Origin of the sequence: Pannonibacter indicus (assembly GCF_001418225.1) — a bacterium.
Classification (GTDB): domain Bacteria; phylum Pseudomonadota; class Alphaproteobacteria; order Rhizobiales; family Stappiaceae; genus Pannonibacter; species Pannonibacter indicus.
This window is the reverse complement of record NZ_LIPT01000012.1, coordinates 47,494-73,467: the sequence shown is the minus strand read 5'-3', so window position 1 is coordinate 73,467 and position 25,974 is coordinate 47,494. Positions and strand designations below refer to the sequence as shown.

The following is a 25,974-nucleotide window of genomic DNA, read 5'->3' as shown; positions in this document are numbered from 1 at the left end:
TGGACGGGAACTGACAGCAAGACTCACATGCGCCCCGTGAGCACACGAAACCAAGCATGAGACTGGATATCCTGGGGAGGAGACCATGGAAGACCTGACGCCGGACCGCAAGTCGCTCGACCCGATCGAGACCGCGTCCCGTGACGAGATCGAGGCGCTGCAGTTTCACCGCATGAAGCGGTCGCTGAAGCACGCCTATGAGAATTCGCCCTTCTACCGCAAGCGCTTCATCGAGTATGACGTGCACCCGGAAGAGCTGAAAAGCCTGAAGGACATTGCCCGCTTCCCCTTCACCACCAAGCAGGATCTGCGCGACACCTACCCCTTCGGCATGTTCGCCGTGCCGCGCAACAAGCTGACGCGGGTGCATGGCTCTTCCGGCACCACGGGCAAGCCCACGGTCGTCGGCTACACCGCCAATGACATCGACGTCTGGGCCAATCTGGTGGCCCGCTCCATCCGCGCCGCAGGCGGGCGGCCCGGAGACATGCTGCACAATGCCTATGGCTATGGCCTGTTCACCGGCGGTCTTGGCGCCCATTTCGGCGCGGAGCGGCTGGGCTGCACCGTGGTGCCGGTTTCCGGCGGCCAGACCGAGCGGCAGGTAACGCTGATCACCGATTTCCAGCCGGACATCATCATGGTCACCCCGTCCTACATGCTGGCCATTCTTGACGAGTTCCGACGTCAGGGGCTCGATCCGCGCCAGTCCTCGCTGAAGACCGGCATCTTCGGCGCCGAGCCCTGGACCAACGCCATGCGCGAGGAAATCGAGCAGGCCTTCGACATGCACGCGGTCGATATCTACGGCCTGTCGGAAATCATGGGGCCGGGCGTGGCGCAGGAATGCGTGGAGACCAAGGACGGCCTGCATGTGTGGGAAGACCATTTCTACCCGGAAATCATCGATCCGGTGACGGGCGAGGTGCTCCCCGATGGTCAGATGGGCGAGTTGGTGTTCACCACCCTCACCAAGGAAGGCCTGCCGATGGTGCGCTACCGCACCCGCGACCTGACGCGGCTTCTGCCCGGCACCGCCCGGTCCATGCGGCGCATCGAAAAGATCACAGGCCGCAGCGATGACATGATCATCCTGCGCGGCGTCAACGTGTTTCCGACGCAGATCGAGGAGCAGATCCTCAAATGCAAGGGCCTTGCCCCGCATTTCCAGATCGAGCTGAGCCGCGGCGGGCGCATGGACACCATGACCGTGCATGTGGAATGCACGCCGGACATGGCAGGCGATGATGCCCGCAAGGCCTCCGCCGGGGAACTGGCCCATCACATCAAGGCCGTGGTCGGCGTCTCGGCCCGCATCAACATCACGCCTCCCGGCGGCGTCGCCCGCTCGGAAGGCAAGGCAAAACGGGTGGTGGACAACAGGCCGAAGGAATGAAGCCCGTGCGGCGTCTGAGCGGTCCAAGGCGTGATGCGCCAGCATCTTAGCGCCTTGGCGCAATTAAAGCCCGTGCGGCGCTTGAGCGGTCAATCATCAAGCCCGCGCGGCGCCTGAGCGGCACAACATCAAGCCCCCTGCGGCATCACAGCCCTCGGGCGAACCCCTGACAAGCGGGGGCGGATCAGCTAAACAACGCGCAATCCGCCCGTTTGTCATGAACAGGAACAGCAAGATGGCTCGCACGCGGGCAGCAGACTTTGAAGAGAAGCAGCGCAGCATTCTGGACAAGGCAGCGCAGGTCTTCGCCGAGCAGGGCATGGAAAAAGCCTCCATGTCCCAGATCGCCAGCGTTGCGCAGGTGTCCAAAGCCTTGCTCTATCATTATTATCCGAGCAAGGACGCGCTGATCTACGCCATCATCGTCACACATCTTGAAGCGCTGGATGAGGCCATCGAGGCCGCCGATGACCCGGCCCTGCCCCCCGGCGACAGGCTGCGGCGGCTGGTTGGCGCGGTTCTGGAGAACTACCGGGGCGCGGACAACCAGCACAAGGTCCAGCTCAACGCCACCTCCGCCCTCTCCGATGAGCAGAAGGCCGGCATCACCGCGCTGGAGCGCCGGATCGTGCGGCGCTTCTCCACCGTGCTGGAGTTGATCAACCCGGACCTCAACAGCCCCGAACGCCCGCTCCTGATGCCCGTCACCATGTCCCTCTTCGGCATGATGAACTGGGTCTACATGTGGTTCCGCGACGGCGGCCGCATCAGCCGCGAAGACTACGCCGGCGTCGCCACGACACTGATCCTGGAGGGGATCAAGGCGGTCAGGTGAGGGATTGGGAAGGGAATGGGAAGGGATCAGCCCGGCTGCCCGCGCTCCCGCAGGGCCCGCGCGAGATCGCGGGCGCCATGGAAGACTGCCAGAATGGTCACGGCATCAGGACTGGTGTGATAGATGACCATATAGGGCAACCCCGGAACACTCAGTTCCCGAGTTTCAGGATGGCGGCCATTGCGCCCCAACCCGGGATATTGCGGCAGCATCTGCACAGCTGTCTCAACGCCTTGTATACCTTTTCGGCGGCAGCCGGATTATCGGCCGCAATATAGTCAAGAATTTCGTCAAGGCCGCGGGCAGCGGGCCCCGAAATGATCAGGCGCTTCAACGCGCCCAGCCATGCTTTGCGGCTATCGCGGCGAAGACATCCCCGGCAGGTAGAATGTCCCCCTCACGCATCGCGGCAATCCCGGCTTCGATCCGCTCCATCTGCCAGATGTTGATATCCAGATATTGTTCAATCGCCTGATTGACGATGTCATCGCGGGAGCGGCCCGTGGCATTCGCCAAGGCATCAATCTCCGCCACCCTTGAGGTGCGGATGGTGACAGGCTCCGCCCCGGGGCGCTGCGGCATGCTGGGCACCTCTTTCATGAAGGCCAATCATACTCCAGTGCAGCACCTCTTCCAAGCTTCGTGACCCGGGCTTCTGGCGGCAGCCTCAAACCCACATTTCAAACCCACATTTCAAACCCACATTTCAAACCCACATTCATGCGAAACCATAAGCGAAATGCTGGATGAGGAACTGGCGGGGGCCTGTCAGGCGGGCACTGCCTCCCGGCATCAAACGCTTTCACTCGGCAATAGCCGCAGAACACAGCCGCACTGCGCCCCTTACAGGTCCCCGCACAAGGCGGGGACGGCGCGGTGGGTGGGAAAGCGCCGATGGAGACCAAGGGCGTTGCCATTATCTCCGCCCGGAATGGCCGCCGGATTGGCCGCAAAGCCCCCCTACTCCGCCGCCTTCACCACCTCCGCCACGGGCGGCCATGTCTTGGCGACCATGGTGAGCACGTCATATTGCGCCACGACCTCTCCCGACTGGTTGGTGACCTGGCAGTCCCAGCGCACTTCGCCATGTTCGGCATTGGCGCGGGGGTTGATTTCCTTGCAGGTCAGGCGCACCTGCAATGTGTCGCCGAAATAGACCGGGGTGAGGAAGCGCAGGTTGTCGACGCCGTAATTGGCCAGCACCGGGCCCGGCGCCGGATCGACGAACAGCCCGGCGGCGAAGGAGGCGATGAGGTAGCCGTGGGCGACCCGGTCGTCGAAGAACGGATTGGCTTTCGCCGCAGCGCTGTCCATGTGGGCGTAGAAGGTGTCGCCGGTGAAATGGGCGAAATGCTCCACATCCTCCTGCGTCACTTCACGGGCGGCGGTGACGATCTGGTCGCCGATGGCAAGCTCGGCCAGGGACTTGCGGAAGGGATGGATGCCTTGCTGTGCCTCCGCCCCCTCGATCCAGCGGCCCGTGACGGCAGAGAGCAGCCGGGGCGTGCCTTGCACGGCCGTGCGCTGCATGTAGTGCTTCACGCCGCGCATGCCGCCCATTTCCTCGCCGCCCCCGGCCCGGCCCGGCCCGCCATGCACCAGCGGCGCCAGCGGCGAGCCATGGCCGGTGGAGGACTTGGCGGAAGCGCGGTTGCCGATCAGCACGCGGCCATGGAAGGGCGCAAGGCCCAGCACCATCTCCTCGGCCACTTTCGGATCATCGGTGAAGACCGAGGACACCAGCGAGCCCTTGCCCATCTGAGCGAGCTCGACGGCTTCTTCCAGATCATCATAGGGCATGACGGTGGACACCGGGCCGAAGGCCTCCACATCATGCACGGCGCCGGCCTCGAAGGGCCTCGCGCAATACATCAGCACCGGGTTGAGGAAGGCACCGGCCTGCGCATCACCCGAGGCAAGGCGCACCTCATCCGGGTTGCCCGCAACGATTTCCGCACCGGCCTTGAGTTCTGCGATGCGCTCGCGCACTTCCTGCCGCTGGTCGAGGCTGGCGAGCGCGCCCATGCGCGTTGCCTCCTCGCCCGGCAGGCCCGGCAGCACCTTGCCAAGCCGCTCGCGCAGGGCCTCGATCAGCGGCTCCACATGGGCACGCGGGGCCATGACGCGGCGGATAGCGGTGCATTTCTGCCCGGCCTTGGCGGTCATCTCACGGGCCACCTCCTTGACGAAGAGGTCGAACTCCGGCGTGCCCGGCGCAGCGTCAGGGCCGAGGATCGCCGCGTTGAGGCTGTCGGCCTCCATGGTGAAGCGCACCGCATTGGCCACCACGGCCGGATGCGCCTTCAGCTTGCGGCCCGTTGCGGCGGAGCCGGTGAAGGTCACCGCGTCCTGCCCGGTCACATGGTCGAGAAGATCGCCAACGCTGCCGCAGATCAGTTGCAGCGCGCCTTCCGGCAGAATGCCCGAGGCGATGATCTGGCGCACGCACAGTTCGGTCAGATAGGCGGTCTGGCTTGCCGGCTTGACGATGCAGGGCACGCCCGCCAGCAGGGTGGGCGCGATCTTTTCCAGCATGCCCCAGACGGGGAAGTTGAAGGCGTTGATGTGGACGGCGACACCGCGCAGCGGCGTCAGGATGTGCTGGGCGCTGAAACTGTTGTCGCGGGACAGGGGCTCCACATCGCCATCGGTCAGCACGCGGGTGTTGGGCAGCTCGCGCCGGCCCTTGGAAGCAAAGGTCAGCATGGTGCCGATGCCGCCCTCGATGTCGATCCAGCCATCGGCGCGGGTCGCGCCCGTGTGCAGGCTCTCGGCGTAGAGCGCTTCCTTTTGCTCCATGAGATGCAGGCCAAGCGCCTTCAGCATCGCCGCCCGGTCGTGGAAGGACATGGCGCGCAGCTTCGCCCCGCCCGTCCGCCGCCCGTAGTCGAGCGCGGCGGCAAAGTCGAGGCCGGTGGCATCCACTTCAGCCACCGGCGCACCGGTGGCCGCATCACGCAGAAGCTGGCCCTCGCCGGTTCCGGCAATCCAGCGTCCGCAAACATGGCTTTCAAGACGGCGCGGGGCGGCAGTCATGTGCATTTCCTTCTTTCAATAATCCTGCCCGCCAGAGACGGGCTATTCCGAGGCTCCGGAGTGCCGGTGCCTCAGGCCTTGAGGGGCCTCATTCGTCGTAGGTCACCACCACCTTGTCCGTCAGCGGGCGGGCCTGGCAGGAGAGCGCGTAACCGGCGCGCACTTCGTAATCTTCCAGCGCGTGGTTGACGGCCATTTCCACCTCGCCCTCCAGCACCTTGCAGCGGCAGGTGGAACAGACCCCTGCCCGGCAGGAGTAAGGCGCGTCGAGGCTTGCAGCGAGCGCGGCTTCGAGAATGGTCTGACCGTCGCGGCCCATCTCGAAGCTGCGGGTCAGGCCGTCGAGCGTCACTGAGGCCTGCGTGCCCGTGCCCGGCGCAACGGCCGTGCGGGAGACGGCGGGCGCCTTGGCCCGGCCCGGCTGGCCGGAGGCAAACAGCTCGAAGCGGATCTGGCTGTCATCCAGCCCATGCTCTCGCAGGCTGGCGGCGATGGTCAGCATCATCGGCTCCGGCCCGCAGATGAAAGCCGTGTCCACGGCGCTGGCGTCGATCCAGTGGGTGAAGAGCGCCTTCATCTTCTCCGCGTCGATCCGCCCGGTGAAGAGGTCGATCTCCTGCCCCTCCTGCTCCAGCACGTGGATGACGGAAAAGCGGCCAAGATAAAGGTTCTTCAGGTCCTCCAGCTCCTCGCGGAACATGATGGAGCTGATCTGCCGGTTGGCATAGACAAGGGTGAAGCGCGAGCGCGGCTCGCGGGCCAGCACCGTCTTGATGATCGAGAGCACCGGTGTGATGCCCGAGCCCCCGGCAAAGCCGAGATACTGGCGGCACGCCTCCGGGTCGATGGGCGTGAAGAAGCGGCCCATGGGCGGCATGGCTTCCAGCACGTCGCCGGGGTTCAGCGCCTCATTGGCCCAGGTGGAAAAGGCCCCGCCATCCACCCGCTTGATGCCCACCTTCAGCACGCCCTCATCAAGGCCTGCACAGATGGAATAGCTGCGGCGCAGCTCCTCGCCGTCAAACTCGCGGCGGAAGGTGAGATACTGGCCTTGCGTGAAACTGAAAAGCGGAATGTCCTCCTCACGCGGGGCAAGGGTGACGACCACCGCATCGCGGGTTTCGCGGCGCACACCGGTGACGGTCAGCGGATGAAAACGGGCCATGGCTTGCGTCCTCAGATGCACTTGAAATAGTCGAAGGGTTCAAGACAGTCCGTGCAGCGGTAACTGGCCTTGCAGGGGGTCGAACCGAACTGGCTGACCTTCTGCGTGGCTGCCGAGCCGCAGCGCGGACAGGTGATCGCAAGGTTGCTGCCGGAGACGAGCCGCGCCACGCGGCCCTGAACCCGGCCCGCTATCTGCTCAGCAACACGGCCATCGGGCGCCGTGCCATCGATGGGCGGGGCGATGCCATACTGGCGCAGCTTTTCGCGCCCCTCCGGCGTCAGCCAGTCCGTGGTCCAGGGCGGCGACAGGCGCCGTTCCAGCCGCAGATCACGGATGCCCTTTGCCCGCAGCGCCGCCTCGATGTCGAGGTTGATGATGCTGGTTGCCGGGCAGCCGGAATAGGTGGGCGTCACCGTCACCACCAGCGTTTCATCCTGCCAGGCCACATCCCGGATGATGCCGAGATCGGTGAGGCTGATCACCGGAATTTCCGGGTCCGGCACTTCGGCGAGCCAGGACCAGACTTCCGCCACATCGGGATGACGCGCGCTGGCCATGGCACTCACCACGTTGCGCCGGGATAGGCGCGCTGCAGGAATTGCATTTCGGCCAGGATATAGCCCAGATGCTCCGTATGGGTGCCGCTCTTGCCGCCCTTGTGCTGCCAGGCCTCGCCCGGATGGGAAAGCCCTGCTTCTGCCAGCACCGCGCCCACCGTCCCGTCCCAGCCCGCCTTGAGGCTGGAGGGCAGCGGCACAGTGCCGGAAGCGGCCAGCGCTGCATCCGTCCCGTCATCCATGAACATCTCGCCGGTATAGGCCCACAGCGCCTTCAGCGCCCTTGCCATGCGGGCGTGGCTTTCTTCCGTGCCATCGCCAAGCGCGATCACCAGCGCGGCCGAACGGTCGAGGTGATACGCCGCTTCCTTGGACGCCTTCGCCGCAATCTCCGCCACACGTGGTTCACTGGAGGATTTCAGCGCCTCTAGCAGCTCCACATGGAAGGCATCGAACAGGAACTGGCGCATCATTGTGTGGCCGAAATCGCCATTCGGGCGCTCCACCAGCAGCAGATTGCGGAAGGCACCCGCATCGCGCAGATAGGCGAGCGCATCGGCGTTGCGGCCCTTGCCCTCCACCTCGCCCGCCAGCCCCAGCCACAGCTGGCACTGGCCGATGAGATCCAGCGCCTGATTGGCAAGCGCGATATCCTCTTCCAGCGCAGGCCCGTGGCCGCACCATTCGGACACCCGGTGCCCGAGGATCAGTGCATTGTCGCCCATGCGCAGCAGCCACTCGAACAGCGCTGCCTGATGTGTCGCGCTGGCCATCACATGTGCCCCACTTCTTCGGGAATGTCGTAGAAGCTCGGGTGGCGGTAGACCTTGCTGTTCGACGGCTCGAACAGCGGCCCCTTCTCCGAAGGCACGGAAGCGGTGATGTTTTCCGACTTCACCACCCAGATGGAAACGCCCTCATTGCGGCGCGTATAGACATCGCGCGCATGGCGGATGGCCATGTCCGCGTCCGGCGCATGCAGGCTGCCCACATGGCGGTGATTGAGGCCATGCTGGCCACGGATGAAGATTTCCCAAAGGGGCCATTCGCTGGACATGTTCCGCGTCCTCCCGCAAACACGTTGAAATCAGACTGTCTTTTGCCGGTCCTGCGCCAGACTGAGCCCCGCACTGGCTCAAACTTCTGACACGCCTGCAACCTCTCCGCCGTCATCTTCGGCCTTGTGCCGGGGATCTGACCACATCAATGGCTTGCAGACGGCCGGTTCACTCGGCCGCAACCCGCGCTGCCGCACGGCGCGCGTCCTGCTTTTTCGCATGGGCCATCAGCCCCTCGCGCACCCAGGCGCCATCTTCCCAGGCCTTGACGCGGGCACCGAGGCGCTCCTCATTGCAGGGGCCATTGCCGGAAATGACGGCGAAGAACTCGCTCCAGTCCGGCTCGCTGAAATCATAGCCGCCCTTCTCCCCGTTCCACTTCAGCTCGGGATCGGGAATGGTGAGGCCGAGATATTCGGCCTGCGGCACGGTCTGGTCGACGAACTTCTGGCGCAGTTCGTCATTGGTGTTGATCTTGATCTTCCAGGCCATCGACTGGGCGGAATGCACCGAGTCCTTGTCCGAGGGGCCGAACATCATCAGCGAGGGGAACCAGAAGCGGTTCAGCGCATCCTGCGCCATCGCCTTCTGCTCCGGCGTGCCCTTGGCCATCTTCATCATGATGTCGTAGCCCTGCCGCTGGTGGAAGCTTTCTTCCTTGCAGATGCGGATCATGGCGCGGGAATAGGGGCCGTAGCTGGTGCGCTGCAGCGGCACCTGGTTCATGATCGCCGCCCCGTCCACCAGCCAGCCGACGGCGCCGATATCGGCCCAGGTCAGCGTCGGATAGTTGAAGATGGAGGAATATTTCATCTTGCCCGCATGCAGCAGGCCGATCAGCTCATCGCGGGAGACACCCAGCGTCTCGGCGGCGGAATAGAGATAGAGCCCGTGGCCCGCCTCGTCCTGCACCTTGGCCAGGAGGATCTGCTTGCGCTCCAGCGTCGGTGCGCGGGTGATCCAGTTGCCTTCGGGAAGCTGGCCGACGATCTCGCTGTGCGCGTGCTGGCCGATCTGGCGGATCAGCGTCTTGCGGTAGCCTTCCGGCATCCACTCCTTGGGCTCGATCTTCTCGCCCCGGTCGATGCGGTCCTGAAAGGCAGCCTCTTCCGGTGTCATCGCCTCACGGGCCTTGCCACCTTCGGATGTCACAAGCTGGGCATACATGATCCGGCCTCCTCCCTCATCAAACGCCCTGCTCCGCGCTTCAATCCAGCGCCTTGCAGCCGCGTGACAGCCAGCTCACTCCTCATATCGCTGACCGACCGGTCGATTTATACGCCCAAAACCGTCACAAGAAAAGTCACTTTATCATGATTTTTGTGATGCTTTTGGATGCGAAGATTTTTCTTGTTATATTTCAATTGGTTATTTATTCTCAAACCATCCAGCCCCCTCTCCCCATTCAGGCAACCACCGGAATCCGGCTGATGCTCTCCGCTGTGCGTGCGGGCAGGAAGCCGTCCGTGCCTTCCAGATGGGCGGCCACATGCCGTTCCGTAGCCGGCGTCAGTGCCAGATAGAGCCGGCGGAAAAGGCGGCGCGCCTCGCCGCCGTTCCAGTTTGCCGGAAGGGCCGCCTGCGGCAGGCGCGGGTCGCGCAGCAGAACATGGCGGTAGGCATGCACCAGCAGCAGCCGGGCGGTCAGCGCGTCGCCACCGGCAAGACGGCAGCCGCCCTCATCCGCCACCGCAAGCAGCGGCGAGAAACTGGCGGTGAACTCTGCATAACCCTCCTGCAGGGCCGAAAGATCCCAGAAACCGGCGAGCCTTGCCGGGTCCGCAACCTCGCCCGCGTGGAGCACCAGCGCCCCCGGCGGCGGCGCCTGCCCCCGGTCGGGGCGGATGAACACCGGCCCGCCCATATGCCCCAGCCGCAAGCGGCGGGCGTCGTCCGGCGTCAAATCCGGCGCATGGATCACCTGCCAGCCCCGGCCCGGCTGGTCCGGTCCGTAAAGCAGATCTGCAGCCTGCTGGAACTCCGCCCTTGCCGCCTCCGCCAGCCGGTAATAGCTGCGCCGCCCGATGCGCTCGCCCGCCAGCCGCTCGGCGGCGACGAGACGGGAGACAGCCGTGCGCACCAGCGATTCATTGATCCCGGCCCTGGCGCAAAGCTCGATCAGCGTTCCCGTCCACAGCACACCGCCGCGCGGCACGGCGATGTCGCCATAGACCGTGACGATAAACGCCGCCGCATTCAGCCGCATGCGGCTGACAATCTGCGCAATCTCTTCGCCCGCCACGTCCACACTCAAGGCCCCGTTATCCTTCCCACTGCGCTAGTCTGCTCCCCTGCCCCTTGCCGGAACAAGGGGTGCCCGGCAGCAGGCTTGTCAACATGATCGACGCACAGAGCCACGTCCAGCATGCCGGAGAACGGCAAGCCACAATGCCGGACATTGACTGTAATACTTTTTGGTATAGGCTGAAGACACCCACTCTGACAAGGAAATGGCCATGGCACGGAACACCTCCATCACCATTGGTGACCATTTCACCGCTTTCATCCAGGAGCAGGTCCGTGCGGGGCGCTATGGCTCCACCAGCGAAGTGGTCCGCGCAGGACTGCGCCTGCTGGAAGAGCATGAAGCCCGCGTCAAGGCGCTGGAAGCCGCCCTCATCACCGGAGAGCAATCCGGCGAGCCGGAGCCCTTCGACTTCGAGGCCTTCAAGACCCGCATGCGGTCTGGCTTCATCCCGCGATGAAAGCCCTCTTCTTCTCCCCGGCGGCCCAGGCGGACATGGCAGGCATCTGGCAATACAGCGCGATGAACTGGGGACCAGATCAGGCGGACCGCTACACGGACGAAATCAGCGGCACATGCCAAGCACTTGCCTCAGGCACGAAGCAGGGCAGACCCGTAACCGTCAGGCCGGACTATCAGAAAATCCCCTGCGGTTCGCATGTGCTTTATTTCCGGGAGAAGAGCGGCAGGATCGAAGTCATCCGCATTCTTCATGCAAGGCAGGATGTGGAGCGCAATCTTTAAGTCTTGATTCCTCTGGCAGAACATCCCTCCTCCGCCCGGCGCAAGCTTGCCACCCGTCACCCTTCAAGCATCCGCCGGATGTCCTTGATGAGGCGGTAGAGGACCAAGGCCCCCCTTACCACACGCGCCCGCGCCAGCCCGGCTCTGTGTCCAGTCCATCAAACGCCGTATCTGCCGACACAAGGACCATGCCGCGTGTCATTGCAACCGCGGCAATGAACCGGTCAAAGGGGTCACGATGCGGCCATTCGAGCGTTGCCGCCAGAAGGCAGGCTTCGGCGCAGACATCCAGCAGGCGCGCGCCCTGCTCCCCGGCGAGACTGGGCAGCAGGTGAAGGAACGGCGCCATTTCGGGCCACTTTCCAAGCCGGACTTTCTGACCGATTTCAAACAGGCTGATGGCACTGATCGATACGGTTTCTGCCGCCTCAATCGCAGCGATGGCCGATTGCGGCAGGCGCGGGTCCGCCGTCAGCGACCATGCCCAGGCGTGGGTATCAAGCAGCAGATGCTTCACTCACGCCCGTCCCAGAGCGCCAGCTCGTCCTCTGCCAACGGCTCAAAGAAATCCGGGCCAGCTCCCGTCAGCCTGCCCTTCAGCAGCCCCGTCCTGAACGTGGTCTGCGGGATCGGCACAAGGCGCGCAACAGGGCGCTTGCCCTTGGCAATGATGACCTCTTCACCTGCCTGTGCCGCTTCGATCAGCTTCGACAGGTTGGTTTTGGCGGCATGAACGGTCACCTGCATTTCCCTGCCTCCTTGGCCAGTTTTAAAACATGACTAATTTAGCTAATATATGTCAGGCACTGACTTCCGTCCAGTTCGGACCGCAGGCTTCCAGGACTTCAAGACCTGCTCAAGGCGGCCCGCCACCCATCACCCTTCAAGCATCTGCCGGATATCCTTGATGAGGCGGTAGAGGACCAGAGGCTGGTCTTCAAAGGGAATGAAACCGAATGTCTCATAGAAGGCACGGGCTTCACCGTCCTTGGCATGCACTGCAAGCACCCGTAGTCCGGCAATATCCGCCGCCTGCAGCGTGCGCAGGATTGCATCTTTCAGCAGGCCGGAGCCCAACCGCTGTCCCTGCCAGCCACGGTCCACCGCAAGACGCGCCAGCAGCATCACCGGAACCGGATGACGGGGCAAACCCTTGCGCAGCCGGTCAGGTGCCCCGGCATATTCGATCTGGCCAAAGGTCAGGCTGTAGAATCCGGCGACTGCCTCCCCTGCCATTGCAAGATAGGTCTGTGCACTGCCGGATTTCTGGCTCGCCAGAGCGCGTCTTTGCAGGAAAGCATTCAGCGCCTGCGTTCCGCAATCGAAGGCGGGCAGGTCATGGTGTGCGCTGAGCTTTTCGATCCGGAGCTTCGGCCCGCCGCCCATGCTTCAGTCGAATACACCGGGAGACGTCAGCAATTGTTCCATGCGCGCGTGCCGAAGGGGCGGGGCGTCGAGAGCTTCCACGAACGCCTGCCACTCTGCCTCGCCAAGCCGCAGGATGCGGCGCTGCAGAACGGTTTCCTCAGCCGCAGCAAGAGCACTGTCGAGCACGAATTCGGACATGGTCTTGTGGCGCAGCTCCGCCGCTTCCCGCAGCAGCCGCTTGGCCTCGGGCGATACCCGCATTTCCAGTTTTTCCGAACGGACAGGCGCTGTCATGGTGCCGGGCTCCCAGCCTTTGTCTCAAGGGCATATCCTATCAGACTGCCGGGACAATGTCATGACCGGCTACACCGTCCCCCGTTCCACCAGACTGACCGGAATGGCCACACGCTGAAGGCCCGCGTCCTCGCCGTCTTCGGCCAGAAGCGTCAGCACGGCGGCCACCACGTCCGGGGCGGACTGGCGGATGGTGGTGAGGTTGTGAGAGGACCAGGCCGCTTCCGGGATGTCGTCAAAGCCGATCACCGCCACGTCCTGCGGCACGGAAACGCCCATTTCAAACCGCGCCGTGTTGAGAAAGCCGAGGGCCGTGCGGTCGGTGGCGGCGAAGACGCCATCAATATCCGGGGCAATAGCAGGACCTGAACCGCTCAGAAGGCTGCGGGCGGCCTCGCAGCCCGCTTCATAGTTGCCGCGCCCGGCCACCCAGCGTTCGCAGGCGATCCCCTCTTCGTCCAGCCGCTCCAGAAAGCCCGCTGCCCGCCGCCGCTGGCTGGGGGTGTCTGCCCCCGAGCGCACCACACAGAGCTTCCGCCGCCCGGCCGCCAGAAGCCGCTCCGCCGCCAGCCGCCCGCCCATGCGGTCGTCGGTCTCAATCGAGCCTGCCTCCACGTCTTCCATGTGGCGGTTGATGAGGATCATGCGCTGGCGGGCGCGCAGGCACTGGTCGATCAGCTCACGCGGGGGCGCGCCGGAGAGCACGATCACCGCCCGCACCCGGTATTCCAGCACAAGGTTCAGCAGCGCCGTCATGTCTTGCGACGAGGCATTGAGCAGCAGCGCATGCAGGCCCTCGCCGATCAGCGCGGCGCTGAGGTCATCCAGCAGCCCGGCCACATAGGGCTCGTAAAAGCGGGCGCCGACAATCGCCACCATGCTGGAGCGGGAGGTCTGCAGATCCTTGGCCAGCCGGTTCACCCGGTAGCCCAGCTCATCCGCCGCCCTCAGCACCTTTTCACGCACCGCCGGGGAAACATAGGCATCGGGCGTGAAAGTGCGTGAAACGGCCGAGCGTGACACGCCCGCAAGCTTCGCCACATCGGCTGCGGTCACGAAACCCGCCTTGCTCATTCACCTCTCCCCGCAAGTTTGCGCAGTTTCTGCGCACTGGACGCACACTGGCAGCCCTGCCGGATTGCAACCTCTGGCCCCGTCATAAAACCGAAGCATAACACCTGTAATGTGCACACGTGTGCAGATCAAGATTTATCTGTGATCAAGCGCATTAAGTCACTGAGATTATTAATTTTTCAGGATCGGCACGTGGCTGGAATCGAACTGACGGATATTGCCAGGAGCTATGGCGGCAAGCGCGTGGTGGACGGGGTGTCCCTGACGGTCAACGACGGGGAATTCGTCGCCATTCTCGGCCCGTCCGGCTGCGGCAAGACGACGATGCTGCGGCTGATCGCGGGCTTCGAGACGCTGGAAGCGGGCTCCATCCGCCTTGGCGGGCGCGAGGTTGCCTCCCCTGCCGCCAGCCTGCCGCCGGAAAAGCGCAACATCGGCATCGTCTTCCAGAACTACGCCCTGTGGCCGCACATGAGCGTGGAAGAGAATGTCGGCTATGCGCTGAAGGTGGCCGGTGTCAGCTCTGCGGAGCGGGCGCGCCGCTGCCGCGAGGCGCTGGCAACCGTCGGCATGGAGGCGCTTGGCACCCGCGCCCCGTCTGATCTTTCCGGCGGCCAGCGCCAGCGCGTTGCCCTGGCCCGCTGCCTTGCGGCCAGTCCGTCCGTGATGCTGCTGGACGAGCCGCTGGCCAATCTCGACGTGCATCTGCGCGCCTCCATGGAGCGCGAGTTCCTCGACTTTCACCGCCGCACCGGCGCCAGCATGATCTACATCACCCATGACCAGTCCGAGGCCATGGCCCTTGCCAGCCGCATTGCGGTGATGGAGGCAGGCCGGGTGATGCAGTTCGGCAAGCCGCGTGAGCTTTACCGCGAGCCGCAGAACGAAATGGTCGCCCGTTTCATCGGCGGTGGCCTGATCCTGCCGGGCACGGATGTCACCCCTTCGGGCCGCGCAGGCCATGCCATGGTGGATATTTTCGGCCACCGGCACGAGGTGCGCGCCCGCTCGGGCCAGCAGCAGCAGGCAGCGGTGAGCATCTGCGTGCATCCGGGCGAGCTGGCGCTTGCCGCCGGTTCTGAAGACGGTTTTGCCGCCACCATCACCCAGGTGATCTTCCGCGGCTCCCACACACAGGTGGATTTCCACCCCCACGCCATGCCGGACCTTCAGCTGACGCTGCAGGCTCCCGGTGACTTCGCGCTGCCCTCCGGCAGCGTCATCCATGTCCGGGCCGAAGACGGCTGGATCATTCCGGATGCGGGCTGACATGCCCCGCCGGCTTTCCCCCCCAAAGACGACAGGATCTGACCATGCGCCTTCTTTCTGCACTTGCTCTCATGCTGATGGCCGGCACGGCTCACGCCGGAACGCTGGTGCTCTACACCTCCCAGTCGCCGGAAATTGCCCAGCAGACGGTTGACGCCTTCAAGGCGAAGAACCCGGGCATCGAGGTGGAATGGACCCGCAACGGCACCAGCCAGCTGATGAACGTGCTGCGCGCCGAAATCACCGCAGGCGACGTGAAGCCGGACGTGCTGCTGGTGGCCGACACCATCAACCTGGGCCAGCTCAAGGCCGAAGGCCTGCTGATGGCCTATCCGGAAGCCAAGGTGGACGGCTATGACGCCAGCACCTATGACAAGGACAAGATGTTCTTCGGCACGAAGATCATGTCCACCGGCATTGCCTACAACACCCAGAATGCCAAGCCCGTCGAAACCTGGGCAGAGCTGCTGAGCGAAGACAACAAGGGCCAGATCGCCGTGCCGAGCCCGCTCTATTCGGGCGCTGCGCTCAACCACATGCACAGCGTCGTCAACGTGCCGGGCATCGGCTGGGAGTTCTATGAAGGCCTCGCCAAGCTCGGCATCGCCCCGGAAGGCGGCAACGGCCCGGCACTGAAGGCCGTCGCCGGCGGCATGGCCAAATATGCCATCGTCGTCGATGCCGATGTGATGCGCGCCAAGGCCAGCGGCTCGCCGGTGGACTTCATCTTCCCGAAGGATGGCGTCTCCTTCATCACCGAACCGGCCGCCATCATGTCCACGGCCAAGAACGTGGATGCCGCCAAGGCCTTCATCGACTTCCTGCTGTCGAAGGAAGGCCAGGAGCTGGTGGTGAAGCAGGGCAACCTGCCGATCGACCCGGCGATGACCCCGCCGGCCGGCTTCCCCAAGCTGGACACCATCAAGCTGCTGCCGGTGGATGCGGACAAGGCCGTCGAAACCGACGCTGCCGCCCGCGCCAGGTTCACCGAGATCTTCGGCGGCTGAGGCATGTCCGATATCACCCTGTCCGCATCGGGGGGGCGCCGTCTGGCGCTCCCCTTGCGCACCGACTGGCTGGTCCTTGGCGGACTGGCCATTCTCGTCGGGCTGCTTTCCTTCGCCCCTCTCGCCCGCCTCGCCATGGCCGGACTTGCGCCGGACGGGGTGATCGATCTTGACCGCCTGTCCTCGCTCTATCTCAAGGGCCGGGTGATCACGGCGGCGCTCAATTCGCTGCAGGTCGCGGTTCTGTCCTCGGTGATCGCGGTTGCCCTTGGCACGCTCGCGGCCATCCTCACCGTGCACACCAACATGCGCGGCAAGACGGCGTGGATCTTCTGCTTCGTGCTGCCGCTGATGATCCCGCCGCAGGTCACCGCCCTTGCCTGGGTGCAGGCCTTCTCGCCGTCGAGCCCGCTGCTGGGCGCGCTCGGCCTTGCCCTGCCTGCGGGAGCAAGACACCCGCTGTTCTCCGCCACCGGCATCATCCTGCTGCTGGGGCTCTATAATGCACCGCTGGTGTTCCTGACCGTGCGCGCCACCTTGCGCCGCATTCCGCAGAACCTGGCGGAGGCCGCCCGCGCTGCCGGGGCCGGAAACCGGCGCATGCTCTTCACCATCCTCCTGCCGCTCGCCCGCTCCGGCATCATGGCCGGTGCCGCGCTCGCCTTCGTCTCGGCCATCGGCAATTTCGGCATTCAGGCGATGCTGGGCATCCCGGCCCGCTTCCCGACGCTGATCACCCTCATCTACCAGCAGCTCAACAGCTACGGCCCCTCGGCCCTGTCCGATATGGCCGCACTCGCCCTGCTGCTCTCCGCCCTCACCGTGGCCGGCCTCGGCCTTGCCGGATGGATGGCCCGGCGCGGGGATCTCCGGGTCGATGGGCTCGGCCAGCCGGTCACCTTCTCCCTCGGCAGGGGCCGCATCATTGCGGAAGCCGGGGCATGGATCTTCCTCGTCCTCACCCTGCTGCTGCCGCTCTCGGCCCTCGTCACCACGTCGCTGGTCAGCGGCTTCGGACAGGAGCTGACATTCGCCAGCCTGACGCTGAAGAACTATGCCAATGCGCTGCTGCATCATGCCTCGATCCGGCAGGCTTTTCTCACCAGCTTCGGCCTGACGCTGGCGGCAACGCTCATTCTGGTGGTGATGGCGGTGTTCCTCGCCTATTTCCTCAGCTGGCACAAAGGCCCGGCCGTGCGGCTGGTGCAGCTGGCGGCGGAGCTTGCCTATGCGCTGCCGGGCATCGTGCTGGGCGTGGCCATGATCCTCTTCTTCCTGAGGCCCCTGCCCTTCATCAACGTCAGCATCTATGGCACGGTCTGGATCATTCTCGCCGCCTATCTCTCCAACTTCCTCGCCCTCGCCCTTCGCCCCGTGCTGGGCGGCTTTGCCCAGATCGAGCGCTCGCTGGAAGAGGCGGGCCGCGTTGCCGGTGCCGGGTTCCTCGCCCGGATGAAGGACATCATCCTGCCCATGCTTGCCCCTTCTGCCATTGCCGGCGGCATCATCGTCTTCATGACGGCGCTGAACGAGATCCAGGTTTCCATCCTGCTCGTCTCCTCCAGCGCCCGCACCATCGGCCCGATGATCGTCTTCCTTGAGGAAGGCGGCGCTTCAACTCTGGCAGCTGCCGTCGGCTGCCTCATGGTGGTGGCCGTGCTGCTGCTGATGGGCACCGCCTCGCTGTTCTCCTCCCGTCTGCCCAAGGGAGCCCTGCCTTGGCAGAACTGAGGATCATCAGCGGCGCGGGCGGCAAGCTGCCCGCAGCCTTTCTGCTGGAAACCTGCGGCCGCCGCATTCTGTTTGACCTTGGCGAGGGGCCCGAACCCGGCGTGCTGCCGGATGTGAGCCGTGTTGGCCCTGTGGATGCCCTGTGCCTCTCCCATGCGCATCAGGACCATGCCGGTGCCCTGCAGCTGCGGGCAAGGCTGGGCCGCCCGCCGGTCTATGCCACAGCGGAAACCTTCGCGCAGATCCCGGAAGCGGTGCTGCCGCAGGCCACGCGCAACCTGCTGCCGCTCTCCGGAACTGCGGAAGTGGCGGGGCTTGCCATCACCACGGGCCGGAGCGGCCATGCGCCGGGCGGTATCTGGCTGCATGTGGCGGCGGACTGCGGCTTTCTCTACATGGGCGACTGGACGCCGGAGTCCGGCCTTCTCGCCTTTGACCCGCCGCCCCGCGCCGCCTGCCTCGTCACCGACGCCTCCTATGGCGACCGGGACACCAGCCTTGCGGACCAGATCAGCCTCATGGCAGAGGCGGTGCGCGGCGGCGCGGTGCTGCCCGTGCCCTCCGCCGGGCGCGGCCCGGAAGTGGTGCTGGCGCTGGCCCGTGAGGGATTGAAGCCCCGCGCCTGCCCGGTGGTTCTAGCCGAAATGATGGCCCTTGCCCGGACACCCTCGCGCATCTGCCATCCCGGCACACGGGAAGAGCTGGCAGCGCTTCTTGCCAGCGCCGGGCGCAGCGGGGCCTATCAGCCCGCGGATGTGATCGTCAGTACTGAGGCCAATGCGGAATCCGGCCTTGCCGCCAGCCTGCTGGCGCGGGCGGACGAGGGGTTCCGTTTCGTCTTTTCCAGCCACGTTCCCCCCGGCACGCCGGCCGCTGATCTGCTGGCGCGGGGCCAGGCCGAATGGCTTGGCTGGAATGTGCATCCGCGCCTCAAGGACACGCTCTGGCTTGCGGACCACACCCGCGCCTGCCATGTGGTGCCTGCCTTTGCCGCGCCCGAAGCCATGCCCAAACTCACCGCCGCCCTTGGCAAAAGGCTGCACACTGGCCGCAGCCTTGTCTTCGGGCCGGAACTTGACCTGCAATTGGGACCGGTGCAGCCGGTCAGGAGATCGATATGACCCGCATGCCCCCCTCCAGCGCGCTTCTGCCGGAAGAACAAGAGGACCGCCTGCCGGTGCTGTGTGAAGTGGTAAGCGGCCTCGGCCCCCACGGCGCCAGCCTGTTCATCGGCAACAAGGTGGCGGCGGATGATCCGGCCCTGCTGCTCAATGAGGGCATCACGTCCACCATGAACCTTGCGGTCAATGTGGAGATGGCACCGCTGACCCTTTCCGATGGCACCACCATCCGCCGCACCCACATCGGCCTCATCGACGGGCCGGGCAACGCGCCGCAGCATCTGCTGGCGGGCGTCATGGCGCTGCATGGCATGCTGACGCAGGACAGCCCCGGCAAGCCGCATTACCCGCCCCACCGGCGCGGCCATGTGCTGGTCCACTGCCGCGGCGGGCGCAGCCGCTCGGCGACCGTCATCGCGCTCTATCTGCACCTCGCCCTGCCGGAGCGCTTTGCCGATTTCGACAGCGCCATCAACCACGTGCGGCAAGTGCGCGGCCTTGGCAGCAACCAGCCGCAACCCGCCATGCTCACCCTCGCCCGCGACGCCCTCGCCCACCTCTCCACCGGACTTCGCATCTTCGCACCTGCGAAGTTTTGAGGGTGGGGGAAGGATTTGCCGGCTGGGACGGGCGTTCAGTGCCCTTGAACCGGCAGTGATTTTTCCGGACTGACAGTCTGGCTCCAGTTCCTCTTCCCCCCTTGAGGGTGAGAAGGGCGCTGCGGCAAGTCCTCTGCACGATGCGTGATCAGTTAGCCCACGAAGGCAGAAAAGGCGCCGCTGCCAAGGCTCCAGGATGACTTGCCGTTAGAATCCGGAAAACAGCATGTCGAGCGCGTTGCTGATCTCCACATCGTGTGCAGCAAGGTTCATGACGGGCTGGCGCAGCAGTGATCGCGGCACCGATGCCATGAACTGCGTCACCATCACATGCCGCACTCCGGCGATCCCGAAAACCGGATTGAGCCGGCGGGCGGGCAAGGGCGCCCGGTCTTCCGGGAAAAGCGGCACCACCATACGGGTGCTCAAGGCCTCAAGTACGCCTGCCTGAACATCCAGCAGATAACCGCGTCCTGATGGGTCCGGATAAACGTCGAACCTTGCCATCAGAATTGCCGGTACTGGTCCAGCGGCAGACCATTTTCTTCCACCCAGGCGTTCGAGCTTTCGAGCGCGGCAGCATTTTCCCGGAGCCAGATTTCCGCGCGCATCCGCGACACAGCCTGCCGCAACCCCTCTTCCGCAGCCTGAGACAGGTTCAGATCCATGGCCCTTGCCTCCTCCAGCAGGGCCGGGTCCAGAGACAGATTCACGGCCCGCTTGCCACGCCCAAAGCCACTCAATGCGCGGCCGGACTTGCTCTCGGTCGTATCAACAGCCATCACGCGCACTCCTCATCCTTTATGTGCATCATATATGCGCATGATCAGACAAGGCAAGCCAAACTCGCCCCCCGCCACATAGGCTCTGCCAGCCCCTGAAACGGCAGATGCACGGCGTAGATGCCGCCGCCGGAGGTGCCGTTGTTGAGGGAGGAGATGACGGCGGTGCGCAGGTCCGGGCCGGTGAAGCACAGGTTCGTCAGGTTGGGCACATCCGCATGGATTTCCGCATCAATCCGCCCCTCCGGCGTCAGCCGCAGGATGCGGGCGCTGTCGCTGGCGGCAATCCAGTAGCAGCCGTCCACATCCATGGCCGCCCCGTCCGGCCTGCCGCCCAGCAGCGCGTGGCTGGCGAAAAGCTGCGGATTGGAGCGGTCGCCCGTCTCCGGGTCAAAGTCGAAGCGCGTCACGTGGACGTTGGAAACATGCGAGTCCGAGACATACATGCGCCGCCCGTCCGGGCTCCAGGCAAGGCCGTTCTGCACCCGGAAGCGCCCGCCACGCGCGCTGACCTTGCCCCCGGCATCCAGACTGAAAAGCTCGCCGCACTGGCCGTCCTCCGCCGGGCGCGGTGACAGCGACCCGGCCCAGAACCGCCCCTGCCGGTCGCAGGCCCCGTCATTCATGCGCCAGCCGTCCGGCAACTCGGGGCCCAGGCCGAAGCGGAAAACGGGGCCGGTCTCTTCCAATGCCAGATGCGCAAAGCCGCGTGACGTGGCAGCCATGAAACCGCCGTCTGCGGCCAGCACCAGCGCGCTGACCTTGACCGGCAGATCCCATTGCGTCAGCCCCTGCCCGTCCGGCTGCATCCGCAACAGGCGCTGGTTGGGAATATCCACCCAGTGAACCCGCCCGTCACGGATGGGTCGTGTGCGTCAAGTTCTGCAAATTTGGGCGGTCATGAATCTAGTCATGCTGCTTTTCGGAGTTGGAGCTTTTTGTGCTCCTTGAGATCGTCCATGTTGATGTAGCGGTTGGCCTCCATCCAGTTTTCGCTGGTTTCGACAGCTAGGGCCCTGACGAGGCGCAGGCAGCTTTCGGTGTTGGGGAAGATGCGCACGACATAGGTTCGGCGTCTTATCTCCTCGTTGAGGCGCTCGAGCATGTTGGTGGACTTCAGATGCTTGTGGTGCTGGCGCGGCAGCCGGAAGAATGTCAGTGTCTGCTCGATGTTCTCCTCGGCCCATGCTGTCAGCCGCGGGTAGCGGGGCGACCATTTGGCGAGCCATGCGGCAAGATCAGCCTTTGCTTCGTCAAGATCCCGGCGGTCGTAGAGCCACCTGAGCTCCTGCAGGCAGTCGTCACCATGCTTTCTCGGCAGATGGTCGAGCGCGTTCCTGAGGAAATGCACATAGCAGCGCTGCCATGCGGCCTCAGGGATCACCTCGCCGATCGCTGCGGCCAGGCCGGGGTGATCGTCTGACACGGCCAGCTCGACGCCCTTGAGGCCGCGCGCCTTCAGGCCGGCGAGGAAGTCCCGCCAGGCCGAGCGGCTCTCGCGATTGGCCATCCCGACGGCCAGGATCTGGCGCCGTCCGTCCCAGTCGGTGCCGGCCGCAATCAGCACCGCCTGGCTCATGACGACGCCTGCCTCCCGCACCTTCTCGTAGCGCGCATCGAGGATGAGGTAAGGAAAGGGCTCATGAAGCGGGCGCCCGGCAAAGGCGGCAAGGCTTTCGTCGAGGCGCTTGTTGATGGCCGAGATTGAAGAGGCCGAGAAAGCATGGCCGCACAGCTCTTCCGTGATGGCCTTGACCTTGCGCGTCGATACGCCCTGCACATACATCTCCGCCAGTGTCGCAACCAAGGCCCGCTCCGAGCGCTGGTAGCGCTCAAACAGTTCGGTTGAGAAGCGGCCCTGCCGGTCTTGCGGCACTCTGAGCTCCAGCTTGCCCACACGCGTCACCAGCGTGCGGCTGTAATGGCCCGAGCGATAGCCCAGACGCTCCGGCGTCCGCTCGCTCTTCGCCGCTCCCGGCGCCTCGTCCATCTCTGCTTCCAGAACCTCCTGCATGACGGCGCGGATCACATTGCGCAGGCCGTCTGGGTGCGAAAGCAGAATCTCTTTGACGCTGGCGCTGGCGGTCTTACCTTTGGACTTGGTCATGGCGGCGTTCCTTCCACGGGAAACGGTGAACTTGAACAACACCAGTCTGCCATGACCGCCATCTCTCAGCGAATTTGCAGAACTCTCAGCACACTACCAAACAAGGCGTATCTTCCTTGTGATTTCCACTCAGCGGAAGACACCTGCCCAGGCTTCCGCTGCACGTCCTGAGTGTACCGGCCGTCAGCCTCTTACAACCGGAACTTGGACGCCCTCGTACTTTTGCCAGGTACGCCTGTAAAGCAACTTATCGATTGTCCTCTGGTTGCATCTGACGCCCCGGCAAGCTTCACACAAGCTTCAGCGCAGCTCACGCAGTATCCTCAAACCTGTCCACCACCGGGAAAAACCAGCCCCCCGGACAGTTTTCCTGCCTCAGATGGAACAGTTTTTAAGCAGTCCGCATTATGCTCGTCCGGGCAGTCTGGAGGGACGAATGGGATTGCAGGACGTGGACAGGCAGAAGGTTCTGGATGGCTATCAGATCCTTGACAGCGGTTATGAAGCCGGGTTCGACAGGATCACCGAACTGGCGCGCACGATCTTCGATGCGCCCGCGGCCGTCATCTGCTTCATCGACAAGGACCGGCAATGGTTCAAGTCCCATCCTGGCTTTGACCAGCGGCAGACACCGCTTGAGCATGCAATCTGCCGCTTCACCGTGCTTTCGGACAAGGCGCTGCTGATCGCCGACGCCCTGGCGGACGAGCGGACGCGGGACAACCCCTATGTCACCGGCCCGGACCACCTGCGCGCCTATGCCGGTGCGCCGCTGATTGCCCCCGGCGGCGCGCGGATCGGCACGCTCAGCGTCTTCGACCGCAAGCCCCGCCGCTTCACCCCCCGCGACGAGGACATCCTGCAGCAGCTGGCTGCCATCGTCATGCACAATCTGGAACTGCGCCGGGTGGCTGACCATGATTGGCTGACCGGCGTTCCCGGCCGCGGCGCCTTCGAGCGGCGCAGCCGTGCCATCCTGTCCGCCGGAAACGGAAGCGGAAACGGAAGTGGCGCCGCAGACAGGCAGCGGAATGCGCTGATCGTTTTCGATCTCGATTTCTTCAAACAGCTGAATGACACCTATGGTCATGCGGCCGGCGACGAAGTGCTGAAGGAAGTCAGCCGCACCTGCCAGTCGTCCCTGCGCGAGCAGGACGTCTTCTCCCGCATCGGCGGCGAGGAGTTTTCCGTCCTGCTGCCCGGCACAGCGCCCGATGTGGCGGAGAAGGTGGCGCGGCGCCTGCAGCAGCGCATTGCCGCCATGCCCCGCGACCGGCTGTCGAAATATCTGCCGGAGACTGCGGGCATTACCGCCAGCTTTGGCGTGACGATGGTGCAAGAGGGCGAAGCCAGCATCAAGCACGCCCTCCGGCGCGCCGACGCCGCCCTCTATGCGGCCAAGGAGCGCGGGCGCAACTGCGTTGTCTGTTCGTGGGATCTTGCCGCCGCAGAGCCGTTTTACGGCAAGTCTCAATAACCGCGCGCCGCACCGGATGCTGGACGGCCGCCACCGCGCCGTGGTTTCCTGCCCGCCGGAACAGGAGACCTGAAAATGCATGACATGACCCGCTGCGTGGTGAAGCCGGATGTGCGCGAGGAGGGCTTTGCAAGCCTCACCACGCCGGTGCACCGGGCGTCCACCATCGTCTTTGACACAGCGGAGGCCTTCTCAAGCCGCGGCGAGCGGGGGCTGGATGGCTACAGCTACGGGCTTCATGGCACGCCGACGACGCGGGCGCTGGAAGCGCGGATCAACGCGCTGGAGGGCGGCTTCCACACCTTCCTCGCCCCCTCCGGACAGGCCGCCAACGCCTTTGCCATGCTGGCGGTGCTGAAGCCGGGGCAGAAGGTGCTCATCACCGAATCCTGCTATCCGCCGGTGCGGGACTTCGCGCTGCAGGACCTTGCCCGCCAGTCCATCACCGTGGACTTCTTCGATCCGCTTTCCCTGCCGGATCTGGAAGCGCGGCTGACGCCGGAAACCGGGCTCGTCTGGTGCGAATCCCCCGGCTCCACCACCATGGAAGTGCAGGATATTTCCGCGATTGCCGCGCTCGCCCGCCGCTCCGGCGCACTGGTCGCCTGCGACAACACCTGGGCAACGCCGCTGCTGTTCAAGCCGCTGGCGCACGGCGCCGATATCGTCACCGAGGCGCTGACCAAATATTTCTCCGGCACGTCGGACATTCTCATGGGCTCCATCAGCGTGCGCGAACCGGCGCTGGCGCAGGAGCTGCGCAGCCAGTTCGGCCGTTATGGCGTCGGCGTATCGCCCGATGATGCCAGCCACATCCTGCGCAGCATGGAATCCATGCCCCTGCGCCTTGCCCATGCCGGACGGGTGGCGCAGGAGCTGGCCGCCCGCTTTGCCGCCGACGATCTGGTGGAAGCCGTGCTGCTGCCCTCGCGGCCGGAATGCCCCGGCCATGACGTCTGGAAGCGGGACTTTGCCGGGGTCAGCGGCCTGTTTTCCGTGCTGTTCCGCCCTGAGGCGCTGCCGCATGTGGCCCCTGCCCTCAACGGCCTCACCACCTTCGCCATCGGCGCCTCCTGGGGCGGCAGCCGCAGTCTGATGGCGCCGCAGCCCATCCGCGAGGACCGGACCAGCCCCCGCTGGCAGCACACCCGCTCCGCCCTGCGCATCAGCACCGGCCTCGAAGACCCGCGTGACCTCATGGCCGACGTGGACGCGCTGCTGGAGAGGATCAGGGAGAAGACGGGCGGGTGAAGGCGCCCAGACTGCTGACAAGCCTTCGGCTCTCCGCCGCCGTCCTCGCCCTTGTGCCGCGGATCTATACAAATCAATAGCCTGCAGATGGCCATCAGTCCGGAACAAGCACTTTCTTCATGAGGCAGCAGGTACAAACCCGTGCCTTGCGTGAAACCTTGCCAGTTCGCGCGAGGTCGGGGGCTGGCCGGTGAAGATGGTGACATAGGCGGGAATGCGGTGCATGCGGGTGGGGAGGTCTTCCCGGGTTTGCATGGAGATGTAGCCGGTCTGGGTGAGATAGACCGTGCGGGCGCGCACGTCCGCTTCTGTGCCGCTGATGCCGAAGCGGGTGAAGAGGCCCGTCAGCGCCTCCAGCCGCAGGCGGTCGGCCTCCTGCACCTCCTTCAGAATGTCCGGCGATTGCAGCGCCCAGCTGCGCAGCGCAAATTCCAGACGTGAATCGAACAGCGCCGGGTCGAGCCAGCAGTCGATGACATTCAGCATCGCCTCGGCCAGCGTCTCCGCATAGGCGCCCGTCTGGCGGAGGATGGCGCCGGTGTTCTTCTCCCGCCAGCGCGCCACCAGCGCGGCCAGAAGCGCCTCCCGGTCCTTGAAGAACCAGTAGAAGCTGGTGCGCGACAGATTGAGCTTCTTTGCCAGAGGCTGGATCTTCACCGCCTCCACGCCCGCTTCCAGCAGCGCCTCAAGCGCCGCATCCAGCCACAGGTCGGCAGAGCCGCGCCAGCCGGTTTCCGCCGGGATGCCGGTTTCGCCCGTGATGTCAGTGTCCTGTTTCATCCCGCAAATCTAGCAGATGGCGCAGGCCCGTCAAAGAAAACGACACTCATGCACTGAAACTTGACACTGGTGAAC

Annotated in this window: 30 protein-coding genes; 11 read left to right on the top strand and 19 right to left on the bottom strand. The window is 64.8% G+C overall.

Going from position 1 to position 25,974, the window contains the following annotated elements; translation table 11 throughout:
• The first annotated feature begins 85 nt into the window (after positions 1–85).
• On the top strand, positions 86–1,396 hold the full coding sequence (gene paaK, locus ASC48_RS15440; protein WP_055456617.1) for a phenylacetate--CoA ligase PaaK: 1,311 nt from the start codon (positions 86–88) through the stop codon (positions 1,394–1,396).
• 235 nt (positions 1,397–1,631) lie between these two features.
• Complete coding sequence (locus tag ASC48_RS15435; RefSeq protein ID WP_050475292.1) at positions 1,632–2,231, top strand: TetR/AcrR family transcriptional regulator; 600 nt, start codon at positions 1,632–1,634, stop codon at positions 2,229–2,231.
• A gap of 26 nt (positions 2,232–2,257) precedes the next feature.
• On the opposite strand, the gene ASC48_RS19600 is transcribed toward ASC48_RS15435, so the two are convergent.
• The 9 genes from ASC48_RS19600 to ASC48_RS15390 all read right to left on the bottom strand — a co-directional run bounded on the left by ASC48_RS19600 (position 2,258) and on the right by ASC48_RS15390 (position 10,298).
• Positions 2,258–2,470: a type II toxin-antitoxin system RelE/ParE family toxin gene (locus ASC48_RS19600; RefSeq protein ID WP_279626054.1), complete on the bottom strand. Its 213-nt coding sequence runs from the start codon at positions 2,468–2,470 to the stop codon at positions 2,258–2,260.
• A 91-nt stretch (positions 2,471–2,561) separates the two neighbouring features.
• Complete coding sequence (locus ASC48_RS15425) at positions 2,562–2,813, bottom strand: CopG family ribbon-helix-helix protein (protein ID WP_208975752.1); 252 nt, start codon at positions 2,811–2,813, stop codon at positions 2,562–2,564.
• A 378-nt stretch (positions 2,814–3,191) separates the two neighbouring features.
• Positions 3,192–5,267, bottom strand: coding sequence for a phenylacetic acid degradation bifunctional protein PaaZ (paaZ, locus tag ASC48_RS15420; protein ID WP_055456657.1), 2,076 nt, complete (start codon positions 5,265–5,267; stop codon positions 3,192–3,194).
• 88 nt (positions 5,268–5,355) lie between these two features.
• Entirely contained in the window at positions 5,356–6,432 is a 1,077-nt protein-coding gene (gene paaE, locus ASC48_RS15415; protein WP_055456615.1) for a 1,2-phenylacetyl-CoA epoxidase subunit PaaE, read from the bottom strand.
• An 11-nt stretch (positions 6,433–6,443) separates the two neighbouring features.
• Positions 6,444–6,992: a 1,2-phenylacetyl-CoA epoxidase subunit PaaD gene (paaD, locus tag ASC48_RS15410; RefSeq protein ID WP_055456614.1), complete on the bottom strand. Its 549-nt coding sequence runs from the start codon at positions 6,990–6,992 to the stop codon at positions 6,444–6,446.
• 5 nt (positions 6,993–6,997) lie between these two features.
• The gene (gene paaC / locus ASC48_RS15405; RefSeq protein WP_055456613.1) at positions 6,998–7,765 is read right to left on the bottom strand and encodes a 1,2-phenylacetyl-CoA epoxidase subunit PaaC; all 768 of its coding nucleotides are present in this window, start codon (positions 7,763–7,765) and stop codon (positions 6,998–7,000) included.
• Complete coding sequence (gene paaB / locus ASC48_RS15400; RefSeq protein WP_019966655.1) at positions 7,765–8,049, bottom strand: 1,2-phenylacetyl-CoA epoxidase subunit PaaB; 285 nt, start codon at positions 8,047–8,049, stop codon at positions 7,765–7,767. Before paaB ends, paaC begins: the two co-directional genes overlap by 1 nt.
• 169 nt (positions 8,050–8,218) lie before the next feature.
• On the bottom strand, positions 8,219–9,217 hold the full coding sequence (gene paaA, locus ASC48_RS15395) for a 1,2-phenylacetyl-CoA epoxidase subunit PaaA (RefSeq protein ID WP_055456612.1): 999 nt from the start codon (positions 9,215–9,217) through the stop codon (positions 8,219–8,221).
• 238 nt (positions 9,218–9,455) lie between these two features.
• Complete coding sequence (locus tag ASC48_RS15390; RefSeq protein ID WP_082440159.1) at positions 9,456–10,298, bottom strand: PaaX family transcriptional regulator C-terminal domain-containing protein; 843 nt, start codon at positions 10,296–10,298, stop codon at positions 9,456–9,458.
• Between the two features lie 208 nt (positions 10,299–10,506).
• Between ASC48_RS15390 and ASC48_RS15385 the strand changes: the two genes are divergently transcribed.
• Both ASC48_RS15385 and ASC48_RS15380 read left to right on the top strand, forming a co-directional pair.
• Positions 10,507–10,755, top strand: a complete 249-nt coding sequence (locus ASC48_RS15385) for a type II toxin-antitoxin system ParD family antitoxin (protein ID WP_055456655.1) — start codon at positions 10,507–10,509, stop codon at positions 10,753–10,755.
• Entirely contained in the window at positions 10,752–11,039 is a 288-nt protein-coding gene (locus ASC48_RS15380; protein WP_055456611.1) for a type II toxin-antitoxin system RelE/ParE family toxin, read from the top strand. The genes ASC48_RS15385 and ASC48_RS15380 overlap by 4 nt, the downstream gene beginning before the upstream one ends.
• Positions 11,040–11,154: 115 nt before the next feature.
• Here the strand turns inward: ASC48_RS15380 and ASC48_RS15375 are convergent, their stop codons facing one another.
• The 5 genes from ASC48_RS15375 to ASC48_RS15355 all read right to left on the bottom strand — a co-directional run bounded on the left by ASC48_RS15375 (position 11,155) and on the right by ASC48_RS15355 (position 13,775).
• Positions 11,155–11,556 (bottom strand): type II toxin-antitoxin system VapC family toxin, encoded by a 402-nt coding sequence (locus tag ASC48_RS15375; RefSeq protein ID WP_055456610.1) that lies wholly within the window; start codon positions 11,554–11,556, stop codon positions 11,155–11,157.
• Positions 11,553–11,786 (bottom strand): type II toxin-antitoxin system Phd/YefM family antitoxin, encoded by a 234-nt coding sequence (locus ASC48_RS15370; protein WP_055456609.1) that lies wholly within the window; start codon positions 11,784–11,786, stop codon positions 11,553–11,555. Before ASC48_RS15370 ends, ASC48_RS15375 begins: the two co-directional genes overlap by 4 nt.
• A gap of 129 nt (positions 11,787–11,915) precedes the next feature.
• Positions 11,916–12,425, bottom strand: coding sequence for a GNAT family N-acetyltransferase (locus tag ASC48_RS15365; protein ID WP_055456608.1), 510 nt, complete (start codon positions 12,423–12,425; stop codon positions 11,916–11,918).
• Between the two features lie 3 nt (positions 12,426–12,428).
• On the bottom strand, positions 12,429–12,701 hold the full coding sequence (locus ASC48_RS15360; protein ID WP_050475282.1) for a type II toxin-antitoxin system TacA family antitoxin: 273 nt from the start codon (positions 12,699–12,701) through the stop codon (positions 12,429–12,431).
• Between the two features lie 69 nt (positions 12,702–12,770).
• On the bottom strand, positions 12,771–13,775 hold the full coding sequence (locus ASC48_RS15355) for a LacI family DNA-binding transcriptional regulator (RefSeq protein WP_055456607.1): 1,005 nt from the start codon (positions 13,773–13,775) through the stop codon (positions 12,771–12,773).
• A gap of 192 nt (positions 13,776–13,967) precedes the next feature.
• On the opposite strand from ASC48_RS15355, the gene ASC48_RS15350 reads away from it, so the two are divergent.
• The 5 genes from ASC48_RS15350 to ASC48_RS15330 are packed head-to-tail and all read left to right on the top strand — an operon-like array spanning position 13,968 to position 19,502.
• Positions 13,968–15,044 (top strand): ABC transporter ATP-binding protein, encoded by a 1,077-nt coding sequence (locus ASC48_RS15350; RefSeq protein ID WP_055456606.1) that lies wholly within the window; start codon positions 13,968–13,970, stop codon positions 15,042–15,044.
• Between the two features lie 44 nt (positions 15,045–15,088).
• Positions 15,089–16,051: an ABC transporter substrate-binding protein gene (locus ASC48_RS15345; RefSeq protein WP_055456605.1), complete on the top strand. Its 963-nt coding sequence runs from the start codon at positions 15,089–15,091 to the stop codon at positions 16,049–16,051.
• 3 nt (positions 16,052–16,054) lie between these two features.
• Entirely contained in the window at positions 16,055–17,782 is a 1,728-nt protein-coding gene (locus ASC48_RS15340) for an ABC transporter permease (RefSeq protein WP_082440156.1), read from the top strand.
• A complete protein-coding gene (locus tag ASC48_RS15335; protein ID WP_055456604.1) occupies positions 17,770–18,903 on the top strand; it encodes an MBL fold metallo-hydrolase in 1,134 nt (377 codons plus the stop codon). The genes ASC48_RS15340 and ASC48_RS15335 overlap by 13 nt, the downstream gene beginning before the upstream one ends.
• Positions 18,900–19,502: a dual specificity protein phosphatase family protein gene (locus ASC48_RS15330; protein ID WP_072242655.1), complete on the top strand. Its 603-nt coding sequence runs from the start codon at positions 18,900–18,902 to the stop codon at positions 19,500–19,502. The genes ASC48_RS15335 and ASC48_RS15330 overlap by 4 nt, the downstream gene beginning before the upstream one ends.
• 207 nt (positions 19,503–19,709) lie before the next feature.
• Here ASC48_RS15330 and ASC48_RS15325 read toward each other — a convergent pair whose 3' ends face one another.
• The 4 genes from ASC48_RS15325 to ASC48_RS15310 are packed head-to-tail and all read right to left on the bottom strand — an operon-like array spanning position 19,710 to position 22,391.
• A complete protein-coding gene (locus ASC48_RS15325; RefSeq protein ID WP_050475324.1) occupies positions 19,710–20,009 on the bottom strand; it encodes a CcdB family protein in 300 nt (99 codons plus the stop codon).
• Positions 20,009–20,284 (bottom strand): type II toxin-antitoxin system CcdA family antitoxin, encoded by a 276-nt coding sequence (locus ASC48_RS15320; protein WP_055456602.1) that lies wholly within the window; start codon positions 20,282–20,284, stop codon positions 20,009–20,011. Before ASC48_RS15320 ends, ASC48_RS15325 begins: the two co-directional genes overlap by 1 nt.
• A gap of 44 nt (positions 20,285–20,328) precedes the next feature.
• Positions 20,329–21,147 carry an SMP-30/gluconolactonase/LRE family protein gene (locus ASC48_RS15315; RefSeq protein ID WP_082440155.1) on the bottom strand — a complete coding sequence of 273 codons (819 nt, stop codon included), beginning with the start codon at positions 21,145–21,147 and terminating at the stop codon, positions 20,329–20,331.
• A 47-nt stretch (positions 21,148–21,194) separates the two neighbouring features.
• Positions 21,195–22,391: an IS256 family transposase gene (locus ASC48_RS15310; RefSeq protein ID WP_055456600.1), complete on the bottom strand. Its 1,197-nt coding sequence runs from the start codon at positions 22,389–22,391 to the stop codon at positions 21,195–21,197.
• Between the two features lie 436 nt (positions 22,392–22,827).
• Here ASC48_RS15310 and ASC48_RS15305 point away from each other — a divergent pair, with 436 nt between their 5' ends.
• Entirely contained in the window at positions 22,828–23,868 is a 1,041-nt protein-coding gene (locus tag ASC48_RS15305; protein WP_072242652.1) for a sensor domain-containing diguanylate cyclase, read from the top strand.
• A gap of 75 nt (positions 23,869–23,943) precedes the next feature.
• Positions 23,944–25,119, top strand: a complete 1,176-nt coding sequence (locus tag ASC48_RS15300; protein ID WP_055456598.1) for a trans-sulfuration enzyme family protein — start codon at positions 23,944–23,946, stop codon at positions 25,117–25,119.
• 117 nt (positions 25,120–25,236) lie between these two features.
• Here ASC48_RS15300 and ASC48_RS15295 read toward each other — a convergent pair whose 3' ends face one another.
• Positions 25,237–25,899, bottom strand: a complete 663-nt coding sequence (locus ASC48_RS15295; RefSeq protein ID WP_055456597.1) for a TetR/AcrR family transcriptional regulator — start codon at positions 25,897–25,899, stop codon at positions 25,237–25,239.
• Positions 25,900–25,974 lie beyond the last annotated feature (75 nt).